This window comes from Streptomyces genisteinicus, from assembly GCF_014489615.1.
GTDB classification, from domain to species: Bacteria; Actinomycetota; Actinomycetes; order Streptomycetales; family Streptomycetaceae; genus Streptomyces; species Streptomyces genisteinicus.
In genome coordinates this window covers 3,475,022-3,492,558 of the sequence record NZ_CP060825.1, presented here as the reverse complement: position 1 = coordinate 3,492,558, position 17,537 = coordinate 3,475,022, and the positions used below count along the sequence as shown (strand labels likewise).

14 protein-coding genes are annotated in these 17,537 nt (G+C 74.3%); 8 read left to right on the top strand and 6 right to left on the bottom strand.

The window, feature by feature from the left end:
• Positions 1 to 91 precede the first annotated feature (91 nt).
• From IAG43_RS15235 to IAG43_RS15205, 7 genes are all read left to right on the top strand, one after another.
• Positions 92 to 979, top strand: a complete 888-nt coding sequence (locus IAG43_RS15235) for an amidohydrolase family protein (RefSeq protein WP_246574358.1) — start codon at positions 92 to 94, stop codon at positions 977 to 979.
• A 269-nt stretch (positions 980 to 1,248) separates the two neighbouring features.
• Entirely contained in the window at positions 1,249 to 2,001 is a 753-nt protein-coding gene (locus IAG43_RS15230) for a response regulator transcription factor (RefSeq protein ID WP_246574357.1), read from the top strand.
• Positions 1,994 to 3,577, top strand: a complete 1,584-nt coding sequence (locus tag IAG43_RS15225; protein ID WP_187741268.1) for a sensor histidine kinase — start codon at positions 1,994 to 1,996, stop codon at positions 3,575 to 3,577. The genes IAG43_RS15230 and IAG43_RS15225 overlap by 8 nt, the downstream gene beginning before the upstream one ends.
• 230 nt (positions 3,578 to 3,807) lie before the next feature.
• Positions 3,808 to 5,274, top strand: a complete 1,467-nt coding sequence (locus IAG43_RS15220) for a bifunctional glycosyltransferase family 2/GtrA family protein (RefSeq protein WP_187741267.1) — start codon at positions 3,808 to 3,810, stop codon at positions 5,272 to 5,274.
• A complete protein-coding gene (locus IAG43_RS15215; RefSeq protein WP_187741266.1) occupies positions 5,271 to 7,487 on the top strand; it encodes a glycosyltransferase family 39 protein in 2,217 nt (738 codons plus the stop codon). Before IAG43_RS15220 ends, IAG43_RS15215 begins: the two co-directional genes overlap by 4 nt.
• Positions 7,488 to 7,558: 71 nt before the next feature.
• Positions 7,559 to 9,181, top strand: a complete 1,623-nt coding sequence (locus IAG43_RS15210) for an MFS transporter (protein WP_187741265.1) — start codon at positions 7,559 to 7,561, stop codon at positions 9,179 to 9,181.
• Positions 9,182 to 9,254: 73 nt separating this feature from the next.
• Complete coding sequence (locus IAG43_RS15205; RefSeq protein WP_187741264.1) at positions 9,255 to 10,028, top strand: TetR/AcrR family transcriptional regulator; 774 nt, start codon at positions 9,255 to 9,257, stop codon at positions 10,026 to 10,028.
• Positions 10,029 to 10,156: 128 nt separating this feature from the next.
• Here IAG43_RS15205 and IAG43_RS15200 read toward each other — a convergent pair whose 3' ends face one another.
• The 4 genes from IAG43_RS15200 to IAG43_RS15185 form a co-directional block, all read right to left on the bottom strand.
• Complete coding sequence (locus IAG43_RS15200; RefSeq protein WP_187741263.1) at positions 10,157 to 10,624, bottom strand: PPOX class F420-dependent oxidoreductase; 468 nt, start codon at positions 10,622 to 10,624, stop codon at positions 10,157 to 10,159.
• Positions 10,625 to 10,655: 31 nt separating this feature from the next.
• On the bottom strand, positions 10,656 to 11,468 hold the full coding sequence (locus tag IAG43_RS15195; RefSeq protein ID WP_187741262.1) for a YceI family protein: 813 nt from the start codon (positions 11,466 to 11,468) through the stop codon (positions 10,656 to 10,658).
• A gap of 201 nt (positions 11,469 to 11,669) precedes the next feature.
• Positions 11,670 to 14,048: an MFS transporter gene (locus IAG43_RS15190; RefSeq protein ID WP_484600524.1), complete on the bottom strand. Its 2,379-nt coding sequence runs from the start codon at positions 14,046 to 14,048 to the stop codon at positions 11,670 to 11,672.
• A gap of 92 nt (positions 14,049 to 14,140) precedes the next feature.
• Positions 14,141 to 14,608: a MarR family winged helix-turn-helix transcriptional regulator gene (locus IAG43_RS15185; protein ID WP_187741260.1), complete on the bottom strand. Its 468-nt coding sequence runs from the start codon at positions 14,606 to 14,608 to the stop codon at positions 14,141 to 14,143.
• Between the two features lie 200 nt (positions 14,609 to 14,808).
• On the opposite strand from IAG43_RS15185, the gene IAG43_RS15180 reads away from it, so the two are divergent.
• Complete coding sequence (locus IAG43_RS15180; protein ID WP_187741259.1) at positions 14,809 to 15,039, top strand: hypothetical protein; 231 nt, start codon at positions 14,809 to 14,811, stop codon at positions 15,037 to 15,039.
• Positions 15,040 to 15,378: 339 nt separating this feature from the next.
• Here IAG43_RS15180 and IAG43_RS15175 read toward each other — a convergent pair whose 3' ends face one another.
• On the bottom strand, positions 15,379 to 16,269 hold the full coding sequence (locus tag IAG43_RS15175; RefSeq protein WP_187741258.1) for an RNA polymerase sigma factor SigF: 891 nt from the start codon (positions 16,267 to 16,269) through the stop codon (positions 15,379 to 15,381).
• Positions 16,270 to 16,503: 234 nt separating this feature from the next.
• Entirely contained in the window at positions 16,504 to 17,397 is an 894-nt protein-coding gene (locus IAG43_RS15170; protein WP_187741257.1) for an RNA polymerase sigma factor SigF, read from the bottom strand.
• Positions 17,398 to 17,537 lie beyond the last annotated feature (140 nt).

Sequence of the window (17,537 nt, the reverse complement as noted above, 5' to 3'; positions counted from 1 at the left end):
TCCTCTGTGACGTCCGGCGCGCTGCGGGGTGCCGGAGGGCGCCTCGGGCGGACACCCGCGGGCGGCCCCCGTGTGTGAGGCGGAGGGCGCGGTGCCGACCGGGCCCGGAGAGGCGGCGGAGGTACGGGAGTTCTGGACGCGGCTCGGGCTGCCCGGTCTGGTCGACGTCCACACCCACTTCATGCCCGAGCGGGTGCTGCGCAAGGTGTGGGCGTACTTCGACGCGGTGGGCCCGCTGACGGGCCTGGAGTGGCCCATCTCCTACCGGCACGACGAGGACGAACGCGTCGCTCTGCTGCGGGACTTCGGGGTGCGCGTCTTCACCTCCATGCTGTACCCGCACAAGCCCGGCATGGCCCGCTGGCTCAACGGGTGGGCGGCCGGCTTCGCCGCGCGCACCCCCGACTGCGCCCACACCGCGACGCTGTTCCCGGAGGACGGCGTGGCCGCCTACGTCCGGGACGCCGTCGAGGCCGGGGTGCGGGTGTTCAAGGCCCATGTGCAGGTGGGGGCCTACGACCCGGCGGATCCGCTGCTCGACCCGGCGTGGGGGCTGCTCGCCGACGCCGGGGTGCCGGTGGTGATCCACTGCGGCTCCGGGCCGGCCCCGGGCAAGCACACCGGGCCCGAGCCGGTCGGGCGGGTGCTGGCACGCCATCCCCGGCTGCGGCTGGTGGTGGCCCACATGGGGATGCCCGAGTACGCCGACTTCCTGGGACTCGCCGAGCGGTACGCGGGTGTGTGCCTGGACACCACGATGGCGTTCACGGACTTCAGCGAGGCGCTGGCGCCGTTCCCGGCGGCGGAGCGGCCGCGGCTCGCGGCGCTCGGCGACCGGATCGTGCTCGGGACGGACTTCCCCAACATCCCGTATCCCTATCTGCACCAGCTGACGGCGCTGGAGCGGCTGGACCTCGGGGACGACTGGCTGCGGGCCGTGTGCCACGACAACGGAGCGGCCCTGCTGCGCGCGGCCTGAGCCGGATCCTGCCTTTCGGGCCGGTTCCCGCCTCCGGGAGGACGGGAGGACGGGAGCCGGTGGGGCGTTGTCCGGTGCCGGGGCGTGGTGCCGGTGGGCGTGCGCGTGTCCGGTGCCGGGTCGTGGTGACGTGCCGCCCCGCCGGACGGGTCCGGACGGTGCTGCGGGAACGGTCCGGACGGTGCTGCGGGACCGGGGCCGGGGCGTTTCTCAGGGAATTCACAGGTTCGGGCAAGAACGCTCTCAGGACGGCCCCGCACCGTGTCCGTATGACCATCACCTCGCCCCAGGGGCGCACCGAACTGCTCAGGCCGGACGGCAGCGCCGTCCGGGTGCTCGTCGTGGACGACGAGGCGCCGATCGGCGAGCTGCTGTCGATGGCCCTCCGCTACGAGGGATGGGACGTGCGCAGCGCGCCGGACGGTACCGGGGCACTGCGCGCGGCACGGGAGTTCCGGCCGGACGCGGTCGTGCTGGACGTGATGCTGCCGGACATGGACGGCCTCACGGTGCTGGGGCGGCTGCGCCGCGACCAGCCGGACGTGCCCGTGCTGTTCCTGACCGCCCGCGACGCCGTCGAGGACCGGATCGCGGGCCTGACGGCGGGCGGTGACGACTACGTCACCAAGCCGTTCTCGCTGGAGGAGGTGGTGGCCCGGCTGCGCGGTCTGATCCGGCGTTCGCGGGCGGCCGCCGTGCACAGCGAGTCGCTGCTCGTCGTCGGCGACCTGACGCTGGACGAGGACAGCCACGAGGTGACGCGCGGCGGGGATTCGATCCATCTGACGGCGACCGAGTTCGAGCTGCTGCGGTACCTGATGCGCAACCCCCGGCGGGTGCTGAGCAAGGCGCAGATCCTCGACCGCGTGTGGAGCTACGACTTCGGCGGCCAGGCCAACGTCGTCGAGCTGTACATCTCCTATCTGCGCCGCAAGATCGACGCGGGCCGTGAGCCGATGATCCACACCCGGCGCGGCGCGGGATACCTGATCAAGGCCGGGGAGGCGCGGCCCGGTGGCTGAGGCGCGCGCCGGCCGCCGGACGTGGTCGCTGCGGACACGACTGGTCGTCTCCGCGGTGCTGCTGATCGCGGTCGTGTGCGCGGTGATCGGGGCGGTGACCACGATCGCCTTCCGCACCTACCTGTACGGCCAGTTGGACGACCGGCTCGGCAGCGTGGCCGCGCGGGCGGCCGGGCCGCCCGCCGGGGACGCCGTCATGCCGCCGGGCGGCGACGCTCCCCACCGGGCACCGCTGGACTTCGTCACCGGTGGCGGCGCCCCCGTCGGGACCGTCGGGGCGCTGGTCGGGGCGGACGGGCGGGTGGGCTCCGCGGTGGCGAGCACCCAGGAGGTGCCGTCCGGACCCGCACCGACCGAGCAGCGGCTCACGGCGGCGCAGCGCGAGGCGCTGGCGTCCGTGCCGCGCGACGGCGAGCCGCACACGGTGGAACTGCCCGACCGGGGCGGGTACCGGGTCGAGTACGCGGACGGCGCACGAGGTTCGTTCCTCGTCGGCGTGCCCACCGATGACGTGCAGGACGCGCTCGGCACGCTGATCGTCGTCGAGGTGTGCGTGACCGCGGCGGGCCTGGTCGCCGCCGGTCTCGCGGGCGCGTCCATGGTGACCGTGGCGCTGCGGCCGCTGCGGCGGGTCGCCGCGACGGCGCGCAGGGTCAGCGAACTGCCGTTGCACAGCGGTGAGGTGGCGCTCCACGAGCGGGTGCCCGAGGCGGAGGCGGATCCGCGCACGGAGGTCGGCCAGGTCGGCGCGGCGCTCAACCGGCTGCTGGGACACGTCGGTTCGGCGCTCGTCGCGCGGCAGGAGAGCGAGACGCGGGTGCGCCGGTTCGTCGCGGACGCCAGTCACGAACTGCGGACGCCGCTCGCGTCGATCCGCGGGTACGCCGAACTGACCCGGCGCCGCTGGGCGCGCGACGGGACCGCCACGCTCCTCGCGGGACCCGGGACGCGGGCGGACGCCCACGCCCGGGGGACCGCGGACACCCTGGAGTTCGTCGGGTCGGACACCCGGCACGCGCTCGGCCGGATCGAGGCCGAGGCGACCCGGATGAGCGGGCTGGTGGACGATCTGCTGCTGCTCGCCCGTCTCGACGCGGGGCGGCCGCTCTCGTACGAGGACACCGATCTCGCGCCGCTCGTCGTGGACGCGGTCGCGGACGCCCGTGCGGCGGGGCCCGCCCATGTGTGGCGCCTCGAACTGCCGGACGACCCGGCGGCCGTGCACGCCGATCCGGCGCGGCTGCAGCAGGTGCTGGTCAACCTGCTGGCGAACGCCCGGACCCACACCCCGCCGGGCAGCGTCGTCACGGCCCGGGTGCGGACGCCCGCACCGGGGGCCGTGCTGCTGGAGGTCGAGGACGACGGGCCCGGGGTCCCCGTCGAGCTGCGTCCGCACATCTTCGAGCGCTTCGCGCGCGGCGACGCCTCCCGCTCGCGGCAGGCGGGCGGCACCGGGCTCGGGCTGGCCATCGTGCAGGCAGTGGTCGCGGCGCACGGCGGGTCGGTGGCCGTGCGGTCGGCCCCCGGGAGCACCGTGTTCTCGGTGACGCTCCCGGCGGGGGCGCCGACCCCGTAGCCGACCCCGTTTACGTCCCCGGAGCGGGCCGGAGCGGACCGCGGGCCGGACCCGCGGCATCCGGTCCGAACCTCCGCCCGCCGTCCGGCCCCCGCCGCCCCCGCCCCCGGGCCCCGTCCCCGCGCGGGGCCCCCGCCGTCCGGCCGCCCCCGCCGCCCCGCGACCGGCTCACAGCCGTGGCACAGGCTCAGCACACTGCCGTGACAGCGGCCCCCGGGAGTGTCGGGGGCATGCGAACCGACACCCCTCGGGGGACCCTTCCGGCCCGTGAGCATCTGCTCGCCGAGGCCGCCGGTCCGCCCGTGCTCGACGTCGTGGTCCCCGTGTACAACGAGGAGGCCGATCTCGAACGGTGCGTGCTGCGGCTGCACGACCACCTGACGCGGACCTTCCCCTACGGCTTCCGGATCACCGTCGCCGACAACGCCAGCACCGACCGCACTCCCCGGGTGGCCGCGGCGCTGGCGGCACGCCTCCCCGAGGTGCGGTCGCACCGGCTGGAGCAGAAGGGCCGCGGACGGGCACTGCGCACGGTCTGGTCGGCCTCGGACGCCCCGGTGCTGGCCTACATGGACGTGGACCTGTCCACCGACCTCAACGCGCTGCTCCCGCTGGTCGCCCCGCTGATCTCCGGGCACTCCGACCTGGCGATCGGTTCCCGGCTCGCCCGTGCCTCACGGGTGGTGCGCGGCCCGAAGCGGGAGTTCATCTCCCGGACGTACAACCTGATCCTGCGGGGCTCGCTCGCCGCACGCTTCTCCGACGCGCAGTGCGGGTTCAAGGCGATCCGCGGGGACGTGGCCGAGCGGCTGCTGCCGATGGTCGAGGACACCGGCTGGTTCTTCGACACGGAGCTCCTGGTGCTCGCCGAGCGGGCCGGGCTGCGGATCCACGAGGTCCCCGTCGACTGGGTGGACGACCCGCACTCCAGCGTCCACCTCGTCCGCACCGCGACCGACGACCTCAAGGGCGTCTGGCGGGTGGGCCGCGCGCTGGCCGTCGGCGCGCTGCCGCTGGACCGGCTGGCCCGTCCGTTCGGCGACGACCCCCGCGACCGGCGGCTGCCGGGCGTACCGCGCGGACTCGCCCGGCAGCTGGTGGGCTTCTGCGCGGTGGGCGTGCTGTCGACGCTGCTGTACCTGCTGCTCTGGACCGCCTTCCGGACCGGCCTCGGCCCGCAGGCGGCGAACGCGGCGGCGCTGCTGCTGTCCGCCGTCGCCAACACCGCGGCCAACCGGCGGCTCACCTTCGGCGTGCGCGGCCGCGACCGGGCGGTGCGGCACCAGGCGCAGGGCCTGGTCGTGTTCGGCATCGGTCTGGCGCTCACCAGCGGTTCGCTGGCGGCTCTGGACGCCGCCGCGGGGAATCCCTCCCACTCCACGGAGCTCGCCGTGCTGATCGCCGCCAACCTGGCCGCGACCGTGCTGCGGTTCCTGCTCTTCCGGGCCTGGGTCTTCCCCGAACGCCGCCACGAGCCGGCCGCCCCGCCCGCCGGTGACCCGGCACGGCGGACCGCCGACGACCCGGCTCTCCCCGCCGACGGCCCGGTCCTCCCCGCCGGGGACCCGTCCCCACCCGTCGCCGCGGCCGCCGGCCGCACCCCGGTGTCCCCGCCCGCGGCGCGGACCGCTGCCGTGCCGGGGGCGCCTGCCGCCCGGACCACCGACGAGACGACGAACCGAGGACTCGCACGATGACCACCACCAGTCCCCCCGCCGCCGTGCCGTTCGCGCCGCGCCCGGGAGCCGTCCGACGCCTGTGGCGGGGCCGGGAGGCGGATCCGCGCTGGGCGCGGCCCGCCCTCCTCGCCCTGCTGCTCCTGACGGGGCTCGCCTACCTCTGGAACCTCAGCGCCTCCGGCTACGCGAACTCCTTCTACTCGGCGGCCGTGCAGGCGGGCAGCGAGAGCTGGAAGGCGTTCTTCTTCGGCTCCTCCGACGCGGCGAACTCCATCACCGTCGACAAGCCCCCGGCCGCCCTGTGGCCGATGGCCCTCTCCGTGCGGCTCTTCGGACTGGGCTCCTGGCAGATCCTGCTGCCCGAGGTGCTGATGGGCGTCGCCACGGTGGGGGTCGTCCACGCCGCCGTCCGGCGGCGGTTCAGCCCCGCGGCGGGTCTGATCGCGGGCGCGGTGCTCGCGCTGACGCCGGTCGCCGCGCTGATGTTCCGGTTCAACAACCCGGACGCGCTGCTCGCCCTGCTGATGACCGTGACGGTCTACTGCGTGCTGCGCGCCCTCGAGGGCGCGCGCACGGCGTGGCTCGTGTGGGCGGGCGTGGCCGTGGGGTTCGCGTTCCTGACCAAGACGCTCCAGGCGTTCCTGATCCTGCCTCCGCTGGCCCTGGTCTACGCGGTGTGCGCCCCGGCGCCCCTGCGTCGCAGGCTCGGCCAGCTCGCCCTCGCAGGGCTGGCCGTCGTGGTGGCGGGCGGCTGGTGGGTGGCGGTCGTCGCATGGTGGCCGGCGTCCTCGCGGCCGTACATCGGCGGCTCCCAGAACAACAGCTTCCTCGAACTCACCTTCGGCTACAACGGACTCGGCCGCCTCAACGGCGAGGAGACCGGCAGCGTCGGCGGAGGAGGCGGCGGGCGCGGCGGCGGTGGCTGGGGGGAGACCGGCATCGACCGGATGTTCGCCGGGAACATCGGCGGCCAGATCGCCTGGCTGCTGCCCGCGGCGCTGATCCTGCTCGTCGCGGGCCTCGTCCTCACCCGGCGCGCCCAGCGCACGGACACGGTCCGGGCGGCGTTCCTCGTCTGGGGCGGGGCGCTCCTCGTCACGGCCGCGATCTTCAGCTTCATGGCCGGGATCTTCCACGAGTACTACACGGTGGCACTCGCCCCCTACGTCGCCGCCCTGGTGGGCATGGGCAGCACGATGCTCTGGGAGGAACGCTCCAGGCCCCTCCCGGCCGCGGTGCTCGGCGGGACGACCGCCGTGACGGCCTGGTGGTCGTACACGCTGCTCGGGCGCAGCGAGGACTACCTGCCGTGGCTGCGGCCGGCGGTGCTGGCCGGCGGCGTCGCCGCCGCCGTGGGGCTGCTGATCGCCGCCCGGACGGGCCGGGCGGCGCGTGCCGTGGCCCTCGGGGCGGCCGCGCTCGGGCTGGCGGCGTCGCTCGCCGGGCCCGCGGCGTACACGGTCACCACGCTCGGCGAGGGCCACGCGGGGTCGATCGTCACGGCGGGGCCCGCGGTGGCGGGCGGCCGGGGCGGTCCGGGCGGCGGTCCCGGGGGCGGCTTCGGCGGCCGGGGGGACGACGGAGGCATGCGGCCCCCGGGCGGCCAGGGCCAAGGCAACGGACCGGGCCAGGGGCAGGGCGACGGCACCCCGCCGGCCGGCTTCCCGGGCGGAGGTCCGGACGGCGGCGGCGACGGGACCGACGGAAACGGCCCCGCCGGCACCGGCACCGGCGGATCCGCGGGCCCCGGCACCGGCAACGGCTCCGGCCGAGGCGGTGGCGGTGGTGGCGGAGGTGGCATGGGCGGACTGCTGAACGGCGCCGATGTCGACCCCGAGACCGCGGCGGCGCTCTCCGAGGACGCGGACGCGTACACATGGGTGGCCGCCGCCGTCGGCTCCCAGAACGCCGCGAGCTACCAACTGGCGACCGAGAAGCCGGTGATGGCGATCGGGGGCTTCAACGGCAGCGATCCCTCGCCGACGCTCGCCCGGTTCAAGCAGTACGTGGCGGACGGCCGGATCCACTGGTTCATCGCCGGCGGCACGGGCGGCGGCATGGGCGGTCCGGGCGGAGCCGGCGCAGAGGCGGGCGGCACCGCCACCGGCGGGGGCGGAGCGGGAGGCCCCGGCGGCGGCACGTCCGCAGCGGTCTCGGCCTGGGTCCAGGAGACGTTCACCCAGGTCACCGTGGGCGGCGCCACCCTGTACGACCTCACCGACCCGGTATAGCGCTATACAGCGTACGAGGCTCCTTGTACGGTGTAAGGGAATCGACCCCTTACGCCGTACAAGGAGCCCGTATGACGGCGACGACCGCCGCGAACCGCACGGCCCCCTCGGGCCACCCGCAGCGCTGGCTGATCCTCGGCGTCATCTGCCTCGCCCAGCTCACCGTGCTGCTGGACAACACCGTCCTGTCCGTCGCCATCCCCTCCCTCACCCGTGAACTGCACGCCTCCACGGCCGACATCCAGTGGATGATCAACGCCTACTCGCTCGTGCAGTCCGGCCTCCTGCTCACCGCGGGCAACGCGGCCGACCGCTACGGGCGCAAGAAGATGCTGTTGGCCGGGCTCGCGGTCTTCGGCACGGGGTCGCTCGCCGCGGGCCTCGCCACCACCTCGGGCCAACTCGTCGCCGCCCGGGCCGGTATGGGCGTCGGCGGCGCGCTGCTGATGACGACCACCCTCGCCGTCGTCGTGCAGATCTTCGACGACGCCGAGCGGGTCAGGGCGATCGCCCTCTGGTCCACCGTCAGCTCGCTCGGCTTCGCCGCCGGGCCGCTGGTGGGCGGGGTGATGCTCGACCACTTCTGGTGGGGCGCGATCTTCCTGATCAACATCCCGGTCGCCGCCGTCGGCCTGTTCGCCGTCGTCGCCCTCGTCCCCGAGTCCCGCAACCCCGAGGGCGACCGGCCCGACCTGCTCGGCGCACTGCTCTCCACGATCGGCATGACCGCCGTCGTCTACGCGATCATCTCCGGCCCCGAGCACGGCTGGACCTCCGCCCCGGTGACGGCCGCGGCCGCCGGCGGACTGCTGGTGCTCGGCTGCTTCGTCCTCTGGGAGCTGCGGACCCCGCACCCGATGCTGGACATGCACTTCTTCCGCGACCAGCGCTTCACGGGCGCGGTCGCCGGCGCGGTGCTCGTCGCGTTCGGCATGACGGGGTCGCTCTTCCTGCTCACCCAGCACCTGCAGTTCGTCCTCGGCTACGGCCCGCTGGACGCCGGGCTGCGCACCGCCCCGCTGGCCCTCACCGTCGTCGCGCTCAACCTCACGGGGATCGGCGCCCGGCTGGTGACGCGGCTCGGCACCCCCGCCGTCATCGCGTACGGCATGACCCTGGTCGCCGCCGGTCTCGCCGCGATCGCGCTGCTCGGTTCGCACGGCTACGGCGGGATGCTGCTCGGCCTGGTCGTGATGGGCGCGGGTGTGGCCCTGTCGATGCCCGCGATGGCGAACGCCATCATGAGCGCGATCCCGCCCGAGAAGGCCGGGGTCGGCGCCGGGATCAACGGCACCCTCGCCGAGTTCGGCAACGGGCTCGGGGTCGCGGTGCTCGGCGCCGTGCTCAACTCCCGTTTCGCGGCACTCGCTCCCGCCGCGGTCGGCGCGGTGTCCCTGCCCGCGGCCCTCGCGGGGGCGGACGGGGCGGGCGAGCGGGCCCGGATCGAGGACGCCTTCGCCTCCGGCCTGGAGACGAGCCAGCTGGCCGGAGCGGTGGCCGTCCTCGCGGGCGGCCTGCTCGCCGCGGCCCTGCTGCGCCGCGCGGAGCGCCGGGACGCCCCACGGCGCGGGGAGCACCCGTCCGGCGGGGCGCCGGAACACCCGTCCGACCCTGCGGCGGGGCAGCCGTCCGGCGGCGCGGCGGGGCAGCGGCTCCCGCAAGGCCCCGCAGACGGGGCGGAGCCGCAGGCATAGCATCGTGGCCGGGCGGACCGGTGAGTTCCGCCGGCCCGGCCGGACCATCCGGCAGGAATCCAGGAGGTGCGCGATGGTGCCAGCGTCCGACCGCGCGACGGACCCCGCCAAGACGAGCGTGTGGCTCGCCAAGGGGCCCGGGCGGGAGCGGGGACGCAGGTCCGGCCAGCCGGACGGACTCGGCCGCGACAAGATCATCGAGGCGACCGTGCGCCTGCTCGACCGGCACGGGGCGCCCAGCTTCTCGATGCGCAAGCTCGCCGCCGAACTCGACGTCACCGCCATGTCCCTCTACTGGTACGTCGAGACCAAGGACGACCTGCTGGAGCTCGCCCTCGACTCGGTGTTCGAAGGGCTCGAACTTCCCGGTCCGGACGAACGGGAGGACTGGCGGGACCGGCTGCGCGACCTCGCGCGCACCTACCGCGGCCTGCTGGTGCGCCACCCGTGGGTCTCCGGGCTGATCGGCACCTTCCTGAACATCGGACCGAACTCCCTGGCCTTCTCCCGGGCCGTGCAGGAGGTGATCGGCAGTTCCGGCCTCTCCCCCGACGCCCGGATGGGCGGGCTGGCCGCGGTCTTCCAGTTCGTCTACGGCTTCGGCACGATCGAGGGCCACTTCGTGCAGCGCTGCGCCTCCGCCGGTCTCAGCCAGGACGAGTACTTCCGCCGGGCGATGGGGACCATCGGCGAACGCCCGGAGCTGAGCCGCGAGTTCGAGCAGGCCACCGAGATCATGGAGGCCCGCGGCGGAGCGACCGTCGAGGAGATGCGGGAGCGGGACTTCGCGTTCGCCCTCGATCTGCTGGTGGCGGGCATCGAGGCGATGGTGGCCCGCTCGAAGTGACGCGGAGGGCCGGTACGGCCCCCGGTGCGGCCCCGCGGCGAGGGCGGCCCCGCGCCCGCCCGCCGGACGGTCCGGGGCCCCGGGCCCGGCTCCCGGGACGGCCCGCGGGCCGGCTCCCGGTCCCGCCCTCAGTCCTGCGCGAGCCGCGCCGGGAAGCCGCCGGTGGCGATCGGCCCCCAGCGCACCGGGGTGATCCGGATGATCGACTTCCCCTGCTCCACCATCGCCGCGCGGTACTCGTCCCAGTCCGGGTGCTCCCCGGAGATGTTGCGGAAGTACTCGACCAGCGGCTCCACCGAGGCGGGGGAGTCGATCACCTCGGCCGTGCCGTCGATCTGCACCCAGGGCCCGTTCCAGTCATCGGAGAGGACGACCACGCTCACCCGCTCGTCCCGCCGCGCGTTGCGGGTCTTGGCGCGTTCCGGGTACGTCGAGACGACCACCCGTCCCGCGTCGTCCACCCCGCACGTCAGCGGTGACGCCTGCGGCGACCCGTCCGAGCGGCGCGTGAGGAGCAGCGCGCGGTGGCGGGGGCGTACGAAGTCCAGCAACCGGTCCAGGTCCACCGTGGTGTTGGTGGCGATGTGGCGTGCCATGTCCGGCACCCTACGCGAGGCGGGGCCGTCCTCAGGGGAGCCGTTCGCCCTGCACCGCCTGGATGTCGAGTTCGACCCTGAGCGTCGTGCCGACGGCCGCGACCCCCGCCTGCACGACCTGGTTCCAGTTCATCGCGAAGTCGTCGCGGCGGAGTTCGGCCGTCGCGCGGAAGGCGGCCCGCACCCCGCCCCACGGGTCGGGGCCGGTGCCGAGGCAGACGAGGTCGAGGGGGACCGGCCGCACGACGCCGTGCAGCGACAGCTCGCCGTGCACCGTCCACCGGTCGGGGCCGGCGGGCGCCACACCGGTGGACACGTAGGTGATCTCGGGGAAGTTCCCGGTGTCCAGGAAGTCGGGGGAGCGCAGGTGCTTGTCCCGCAGGTCGTTGCCGGTGTCCACGGAGTCGGCCGCGATCAGCGCGGAGACCCGGGAGCGTTCGAGGTCGGGGGCGACCTCGACGGTGCCGCCGAACGAGCCGAACCGTCCCCGCACGCTGGAGATGCCCAGGTGCTGGACGACGGCGGACACCGAGGAGTGCGCGGGGTCGATGGTCCACACGCCGGGCGGCGGGAGTTCGGCCCCGCCCTGGCGGGCGAGCACCACCGTCCCGGCGTCCACCCGTCCGCTCGCGGTCACCAGGGCGGTCGAGGCGGCCGGCGTGTAGCCGAGTGCGGTGACCACCACCGTGTACGCCCCGGCGGGCAGCTCCACCGGGTCGGCGACCCGGCCGTCCTCGTCCGCCTGTGCCCGCAGCACCTGGGCGCCGGCCATGTCGGTGACGGTGACCACGGCGTGCTGGACCGCCCAGCCGTCCCGGGTCCTCACCTGTGCGCGAAGTGTCATGTCCCAATCCCGATTCCCGCCCTCGCGTCCCGCGCGGGCGTCACGTGTCCGGGCCCCGGGCGGGAGCGGCCGGCCGTCCCCTGCCTGCCGCCCCCGCTCCGGGGCCCGTATCCGCCGGGCCTGCCGCCCGCCTCCGCTGGGGGCGGGCGGCGTCCCGGGGTCCGTCGGGGTGTCCCGCGCCGGGCGGGGCACCCCCGTGTCTCACTCGCCCGGGTGGGCGAGCTCGATGTCGTGGCCCTCCGGGCCGGAGCCCGTGACCGTCACGGCGCCGGCCGCCGGCGGGTAGCCGGTCGCGATGACCGTGTACTCCCCGGTGTCGAGGTCGGCGAAGGCGTACGCGCCGTCGTCGCCGGTCGTCGCCGTGCCGGCGACGTTGCCCGCGGCGTCCACCAGGGTGACCCTGGCGTCGGCCAGCGGCCCGCCGCCCGCGCCGCGCACCACGCCCCGGAGCACCGCTCCGGCCCGCAGCAGGGCCTCGACGCGGGTGACGCCCTGGCCGCCGATCTCGACCGGCAGGGCCAGCGGGCGGTGGCCCTCGGCGCTGACGGCGACCGTCACGGTGCCGGGCACCAGCTCGGCGAAGGCGAACTCGCCCTGCGCGGTGCTCCGGCCGGTGGCCAGCACGTCGCCCCGCACGTCGGTCACCACGACCATCGCGCCGTCGACGGGGGACCCGTCGCCCGCGGACCGCACCAGGCCGGCGAGCCCGCTCGTGCCGACGAGCAGGATGTCGTAGGCCAGCGGCTCCTCCGCGACGACCACCGTGGCGGCCTGCGGCTGGAAGCCGTCCGCGGAGGCGATCAGCACGTACGAGCCGGCGCCGGGCGCATCGAGGGCGTAGCCGCCGTCGGCGCGGGCGACCGAGCGGCCGAGCTGGCGGCCGGCCGGTGAGATCAGCGTGACCGCGGCCTGCGGCACGGGCGCGCCCTCGGCGCCGCGGACGATCCCGCCCACCGACGGACCGCTGAGCTGCGGCTCGGTCTCGGCGGCCGCCACGGGGGCGGGCGCCGCGGGGAGCACGGCGGCTTCCGCGGTGGCGGCCGCCTCGACGGCGGCGGCGGTCTGCGGCACGGGGTCGCTGTTGTGCGTCTTCAGGGCGACCTCCTTGATGAAGACGGTCAGCACGAGGGCGATCAGCGCGAACGGGGCCGAGTAGAGGAAGACGTCGCCGACGCCGTGCCCGTACGCGTTCTCCATCACCAGGCGGATCGGCTCGGGGAGGGCGTCCAGGTCGGGGATGCCCCCGCCGCCGGTGCCGCCGTGGCCGGCGGCCGCGCCCTCGGGACCGAGTGCCGCGAGGCCGTCCCGCACGTAGTCGCTGACCTTGGTGCCGAGCACCGCGCCCAGCGCGGAGACGCCCATGGCGCCGCCGAGGGTGCGGAAGAAGGTGACGACGGAGCTGGCGGCGCCGAGGTCCTGCGGGGCGACCTGGTTCTGCGTGCAGAGCACCAGGTTCTGCATCATCATGCCGATGCCGAGACCCAGGACGGCCATGTAGACCGCGATGTGCCAGTACGGGGTGTCGTACCGCATGGTGCCCAGCAGGCCGAGCCCGGCGGTGACCAGCACGCCGCCGCTGACGAGCCACGCCTTCCAGCGGCCGGTGCGGGTGATGACCTGCCCGGAGACGGTCGACGAGACGAACAGTCCGGCGATCATCGGGATGGTCAGCACGCCGGACATGGTGGGCGACTCGCCCCGGGCGAGCTGGAAGTACTGGCTGAAGAAGACGGTGCCCGCGAACATCGCGACACCCACGAAGAGCGAGGCGAGCGAGGCGAGGGTGATGGTCCGGTTGCGGAACAGCCGCAGCGGGATGATCGGTTCGGCCGCCCTGGACTCGGTGAGCAGGAACAGCGCGCCGAGCAGCACGGAACCGGCGACCATCGCGCAGGTCTGCCACGACATCCAGTCGTACTTGTCGCCCGCGAAGGTGATCCAGACCAGCAGCAGCGAGACGGCGGCGGTGATCAGGAAGGCGCCGGTCCAGTCGATCCTGACCTTGCGGCGGGTGACCGGCAGCTTGAGCGTCTTCTGCAGGACGATCAGGGCGAGCACCGCGAACGGCACGCCTACGTAGAAGCACCAGCGCCAGCCCAGCCACTCGGTGTCGGTGATCACGCCGCCGAGCAGCGGCCCGCCGACGGTCGCGACCGCGAAGGTCGCACCGATGTAGCCGCTGTAGCGGCCGCGCTCGCGGGGGGCGATCATCGCGGCGATCACGACCTGGGAGAGCGCGGCGAGACCGCCGGCGCCGATGCCCTGGACGACCCGGCAGGCGATGAGCATGGCCGGGTTCTGGGAGAGGCCGGCGACGACCGATCCCAGGACGAAGATCACCAGGGCTATCTGGACCAGCAGCTTCTTGGAGAAGAGGTCCGACAGCTTGCCCCACAGGGGGGTGGTGGCGGTGGTGGCGAGCAGCGCGGAGGTGACGACCCAGGTGTAGGCGCTCTGGCCGCCGCCGAGGTCGCCGATGATCTGGGGCAGGGCGTTGGAGACGATCGTCGACGAGAGGATCGCGACGAACATGCCGAGCAGCAGCCCGGAGAGCGCCTCCATGATCTGCCGGTGGGTCATCGGCGGCGCCCCGCCGGCCGCGGCGGGACCCCCTCCGTGCTTGGCGTGGCCGCCCCGCACACCGGATGGCGTGGTCGTAGCCATGAACTTCCTTAACTCGTCTGCCGTGCAGGTGCACGGGGGGTGTGGGCCCGGCAGTCCCCGACGGATTCCCGGAGGCGGGCCAGCAGTTCGTTGAGCCGTCCGACGTCCTCGTCGGACCAGTCGCCGAGGTGGTGCGCGAACATGTCCGTGGTCCGCCGGCCGAGGTCCTCCATCAGTTCCTCGCCCGCGGGCGTGAGCCGCAGGATGCGCGAGCGCCGGTCGTCCGGGTCGGGCAGGCGTTCCAGCCAGCCGCGGTCCACGACGTGTGCCACGTGCCTGCTGGTCACCGACATGTCGACGGCCAGCAGCTCGGCGAGGCGGCCCATCCGCATCTCCCCGTACCGGCTGGTCAGCGAGAGCACGGCGGCGGCGCCGGAGGGGCAGTCCGCGGGCAGGATGCGCGCGAGGCTGCGCTTCACGGCTCCCACGGCGCTGAGCTGGCGGGCCAGCTCCTCGAACTGACTCCGCTCGGCCATGGCCCCTCCACATCTTGTTGCTTAGAGCAACGATAGAAGCGGTTGGTTGCTACAGGCAAACGAAAACGGGCCGGATCCGGTAAAGGAACCCAAAAGGCTTTGCATGTGCAGAGTCATGTCACGGTCATCGTCGTCCCGGGACCTGTCGGGACGCCGCCCGGGGTTGGGCGGCCGGGCACGGTTCGCTAGGGTCCTGCCCCATGGCACACAACCCCCAAGCTCCCCAAGGCCAGGGCCCCGACGGCGCGTACGACCCCGCGGGCAGCACCCAGATGTTCCGCGCGTTCGTCGACGAAGGCGCGCCCCAGGGCCGCGCGGGTGGTCCGGCCGCCTCCACGGCCGCCTCCTCCTCGTCCCGCACGGGTGTGATCGTCGGTGTGATCGCGGCCCTCGTCGTCCTCGGCGCGGTCGCCTGGCTCGCCCTGGCCTGACGGACCCCGCGGACCGGCCCTCTCCGCCCGACGTCGCGCGCCCGTGCGACAGCGCGCGCCCGCGAGGGCGGGCGTACGCGCCCGGGAGTGCGGCACCCGCATGCGCGCGCACACGTGTGCGCGGACCCGCGCCGGGCGGAGGTGGGGCGGCGCCCTGCCCACGCGGCGCCTCCGCCCACGCCGGCCCCAGGCCCTCGCCCGCGGCCCTGCCCCCGCGCACGCGTCAGGGGCGCCGCTGCGGCGGTGCCGCGCGACGCCCCTGACAGGTCCTCGCCCTGTGACGGACTCCGGCCCGGGCCGGTCCGTGGACGGCCCGCGGCCGCCCCCGACAGCCCGCGATCAGTCGGCGATCAGCCCCTCCCGCAGCTGGGCCAGCGTGCGGGTGAGCAGGCGCGAGACGTGCATCTGGGAGATGCCGACCTCCTCGCCGATCTGCGACTGGGTCATGTTCGCGAAGAACCGGAGCATGATGATCTGCCGCTCCCTGGGCGGGAGTTTGGCCAGCAGCGGCTTGAGCGACTCGCGGTACTCGACGCCCTCCAGCGCCGTGTCCTCGTACCCCAGGCGGTCCGCGAGCGAACCCTCGCCGCCGTCGTCCTCCGGGGAGGGCGAGTCCAGCGAGGAGGCCGTGTAGGCGTTGCCCACGGCGAGTCCGTCGACCACGTCCTCCTCCGACACCCCGAGCACGGCCGCGAGTTCGGCCACGGTCGGGGAGCGGTCGAGCTTCTGGGAGAGCTCGTCGCCGGCCTTCGTCAGGGCCAGCCGCAGCTCCTGGAGCCGGCGCGGCACCCGCACCGACCAGGACGTGTCGCGGAAGAAGCGCTTGATCTCGCCGACCACGGTGGGCATCGCGAACGTCGGGAACTCCACGCCCCGTTCGCAGTCGAAGCGGTCGATCGCCTTGATCAGACCGATGGTCCCGACCTGGACGATGTCCTCCATCGGCTCGTTCCGGGAACGGAACCGGGCCGCCGCGTACCGCACGAGGGGGAGGTTGAGCTCGATGAGGGTGTCGCGCACGTAGGTGCGCTCCGGGCTGTCGTCGGCCGCTCCCTCGTCGTCCAGCGCGCGGAGCCGGAGGAACAGGGAGCGGGACAGGGTCCGGGTGTCGATGGCTTCCGAGGTCGCGGGCACGAACGGCGCGGGCACGAACGGCACGGGCGCGGACGCGGGTGCCGTCGCACCGGGCTCACGCGTGAGCACCTTCGAGCTGCCCTGTTCTGCGGACATGCCACCCCCTTGAGGTCGCGGACGGTCGCGGTGGCCGCGACCGGCTGAGGAACGCAGCTTCCACCTGAATACCGGCGGCGGGGCTGCGGCAAACGCAGTTCCCGCAGAATGTCACATGTCGGCAACACGCTGTAGTGACATGTCGACAAGTAACAGGTGAAAATGCCCAGGAAACAGGGGGTTCGGGGGGCCTGAGACCCCGTCGGGAACTCGACAGGGGTCTACCCGTTCTGCTTACGCTTCGATCCTGTTTGCGGATCTCAATCTCGCGAAACTCCGCGCCAGCAGACGGGACACGTGCATCTGCGAGACGCCCAGCTCCTGACTGATCTGGGACTGCGTCAGGTTGCTGTAGTAACGGAGCATCAGGATCCGCTGTTCGCGCTCGGGGAGCTGGACGAGCAGGTGCCGTACGAGGTCGCGGTGCTCGACGCCCGCCAGCGCGGGGTCCTCGTAGCCGAGCCGGTCCAGCAGGCCGGGCATCCCGTCGCCCTCCTGCGCCGCTTCCAGCGAGGTCGCGTGGTACGACCGGCCGGCCTCGATGCAGGCGAGCACCTCGTCCTCGCCGATCTTGAGGCGCTCGGCGATCTCGGCGGTGGTGGGCGAGCGGCCGTGGGCCGTCGTCAGGTCCTCGGTCGCGCCGTTGACCTGGACCCACAGCTCGTGCAGCCGCCGGGGCACATGCACGGTGCGGACGTTGTCGCGGAAGTACCGCTTGATCTCGCCGACCACGGTGGGCATCGCGAAGGTCGGGAACTGCACGCCCCGGTCGGGGTCGAAGCGGTCGATCGCGTTGATCAGGCCGATGGTCCCGACCTGGACCACGTCCTCCATGGGCTCGTTCCGGGAGCGGAACCGGGCGGCCGCGTAGCGCACCAGCGGCAGGTTCGCCTCGATGAGGGCCGCGCGCACCCGGGAGTGCTCGGGGGTGCCCGGCTCCAGCGTCTTGAGGCGCCCGAACAGCACCTGGGTCAGGGCCCGGGTGTCGGCGCCCCGGCTCTGCGCCGCGGTGGTCGTGCGGGTGGCCGTGGCGAGGCCGGTGCGGGGGCCGCCGACGGGACGTTCGGCGGTCGGCTGGTCCGCTCGCTCGTTCTGGGGCGGCACCTGAGGCGCAGTACTGGCCGGCACGGTCACGCCACCCCTTTACGGTCGTTTCAGTCAACTCATCCGTCAAAAGCGGTCATAGCATCACAAGACATGTGCACTGTGTGCAAGCACCCGATAACGCCGTGTTGACGCCGTGCGGGGGCGCCCGGAGGCGGACCGCC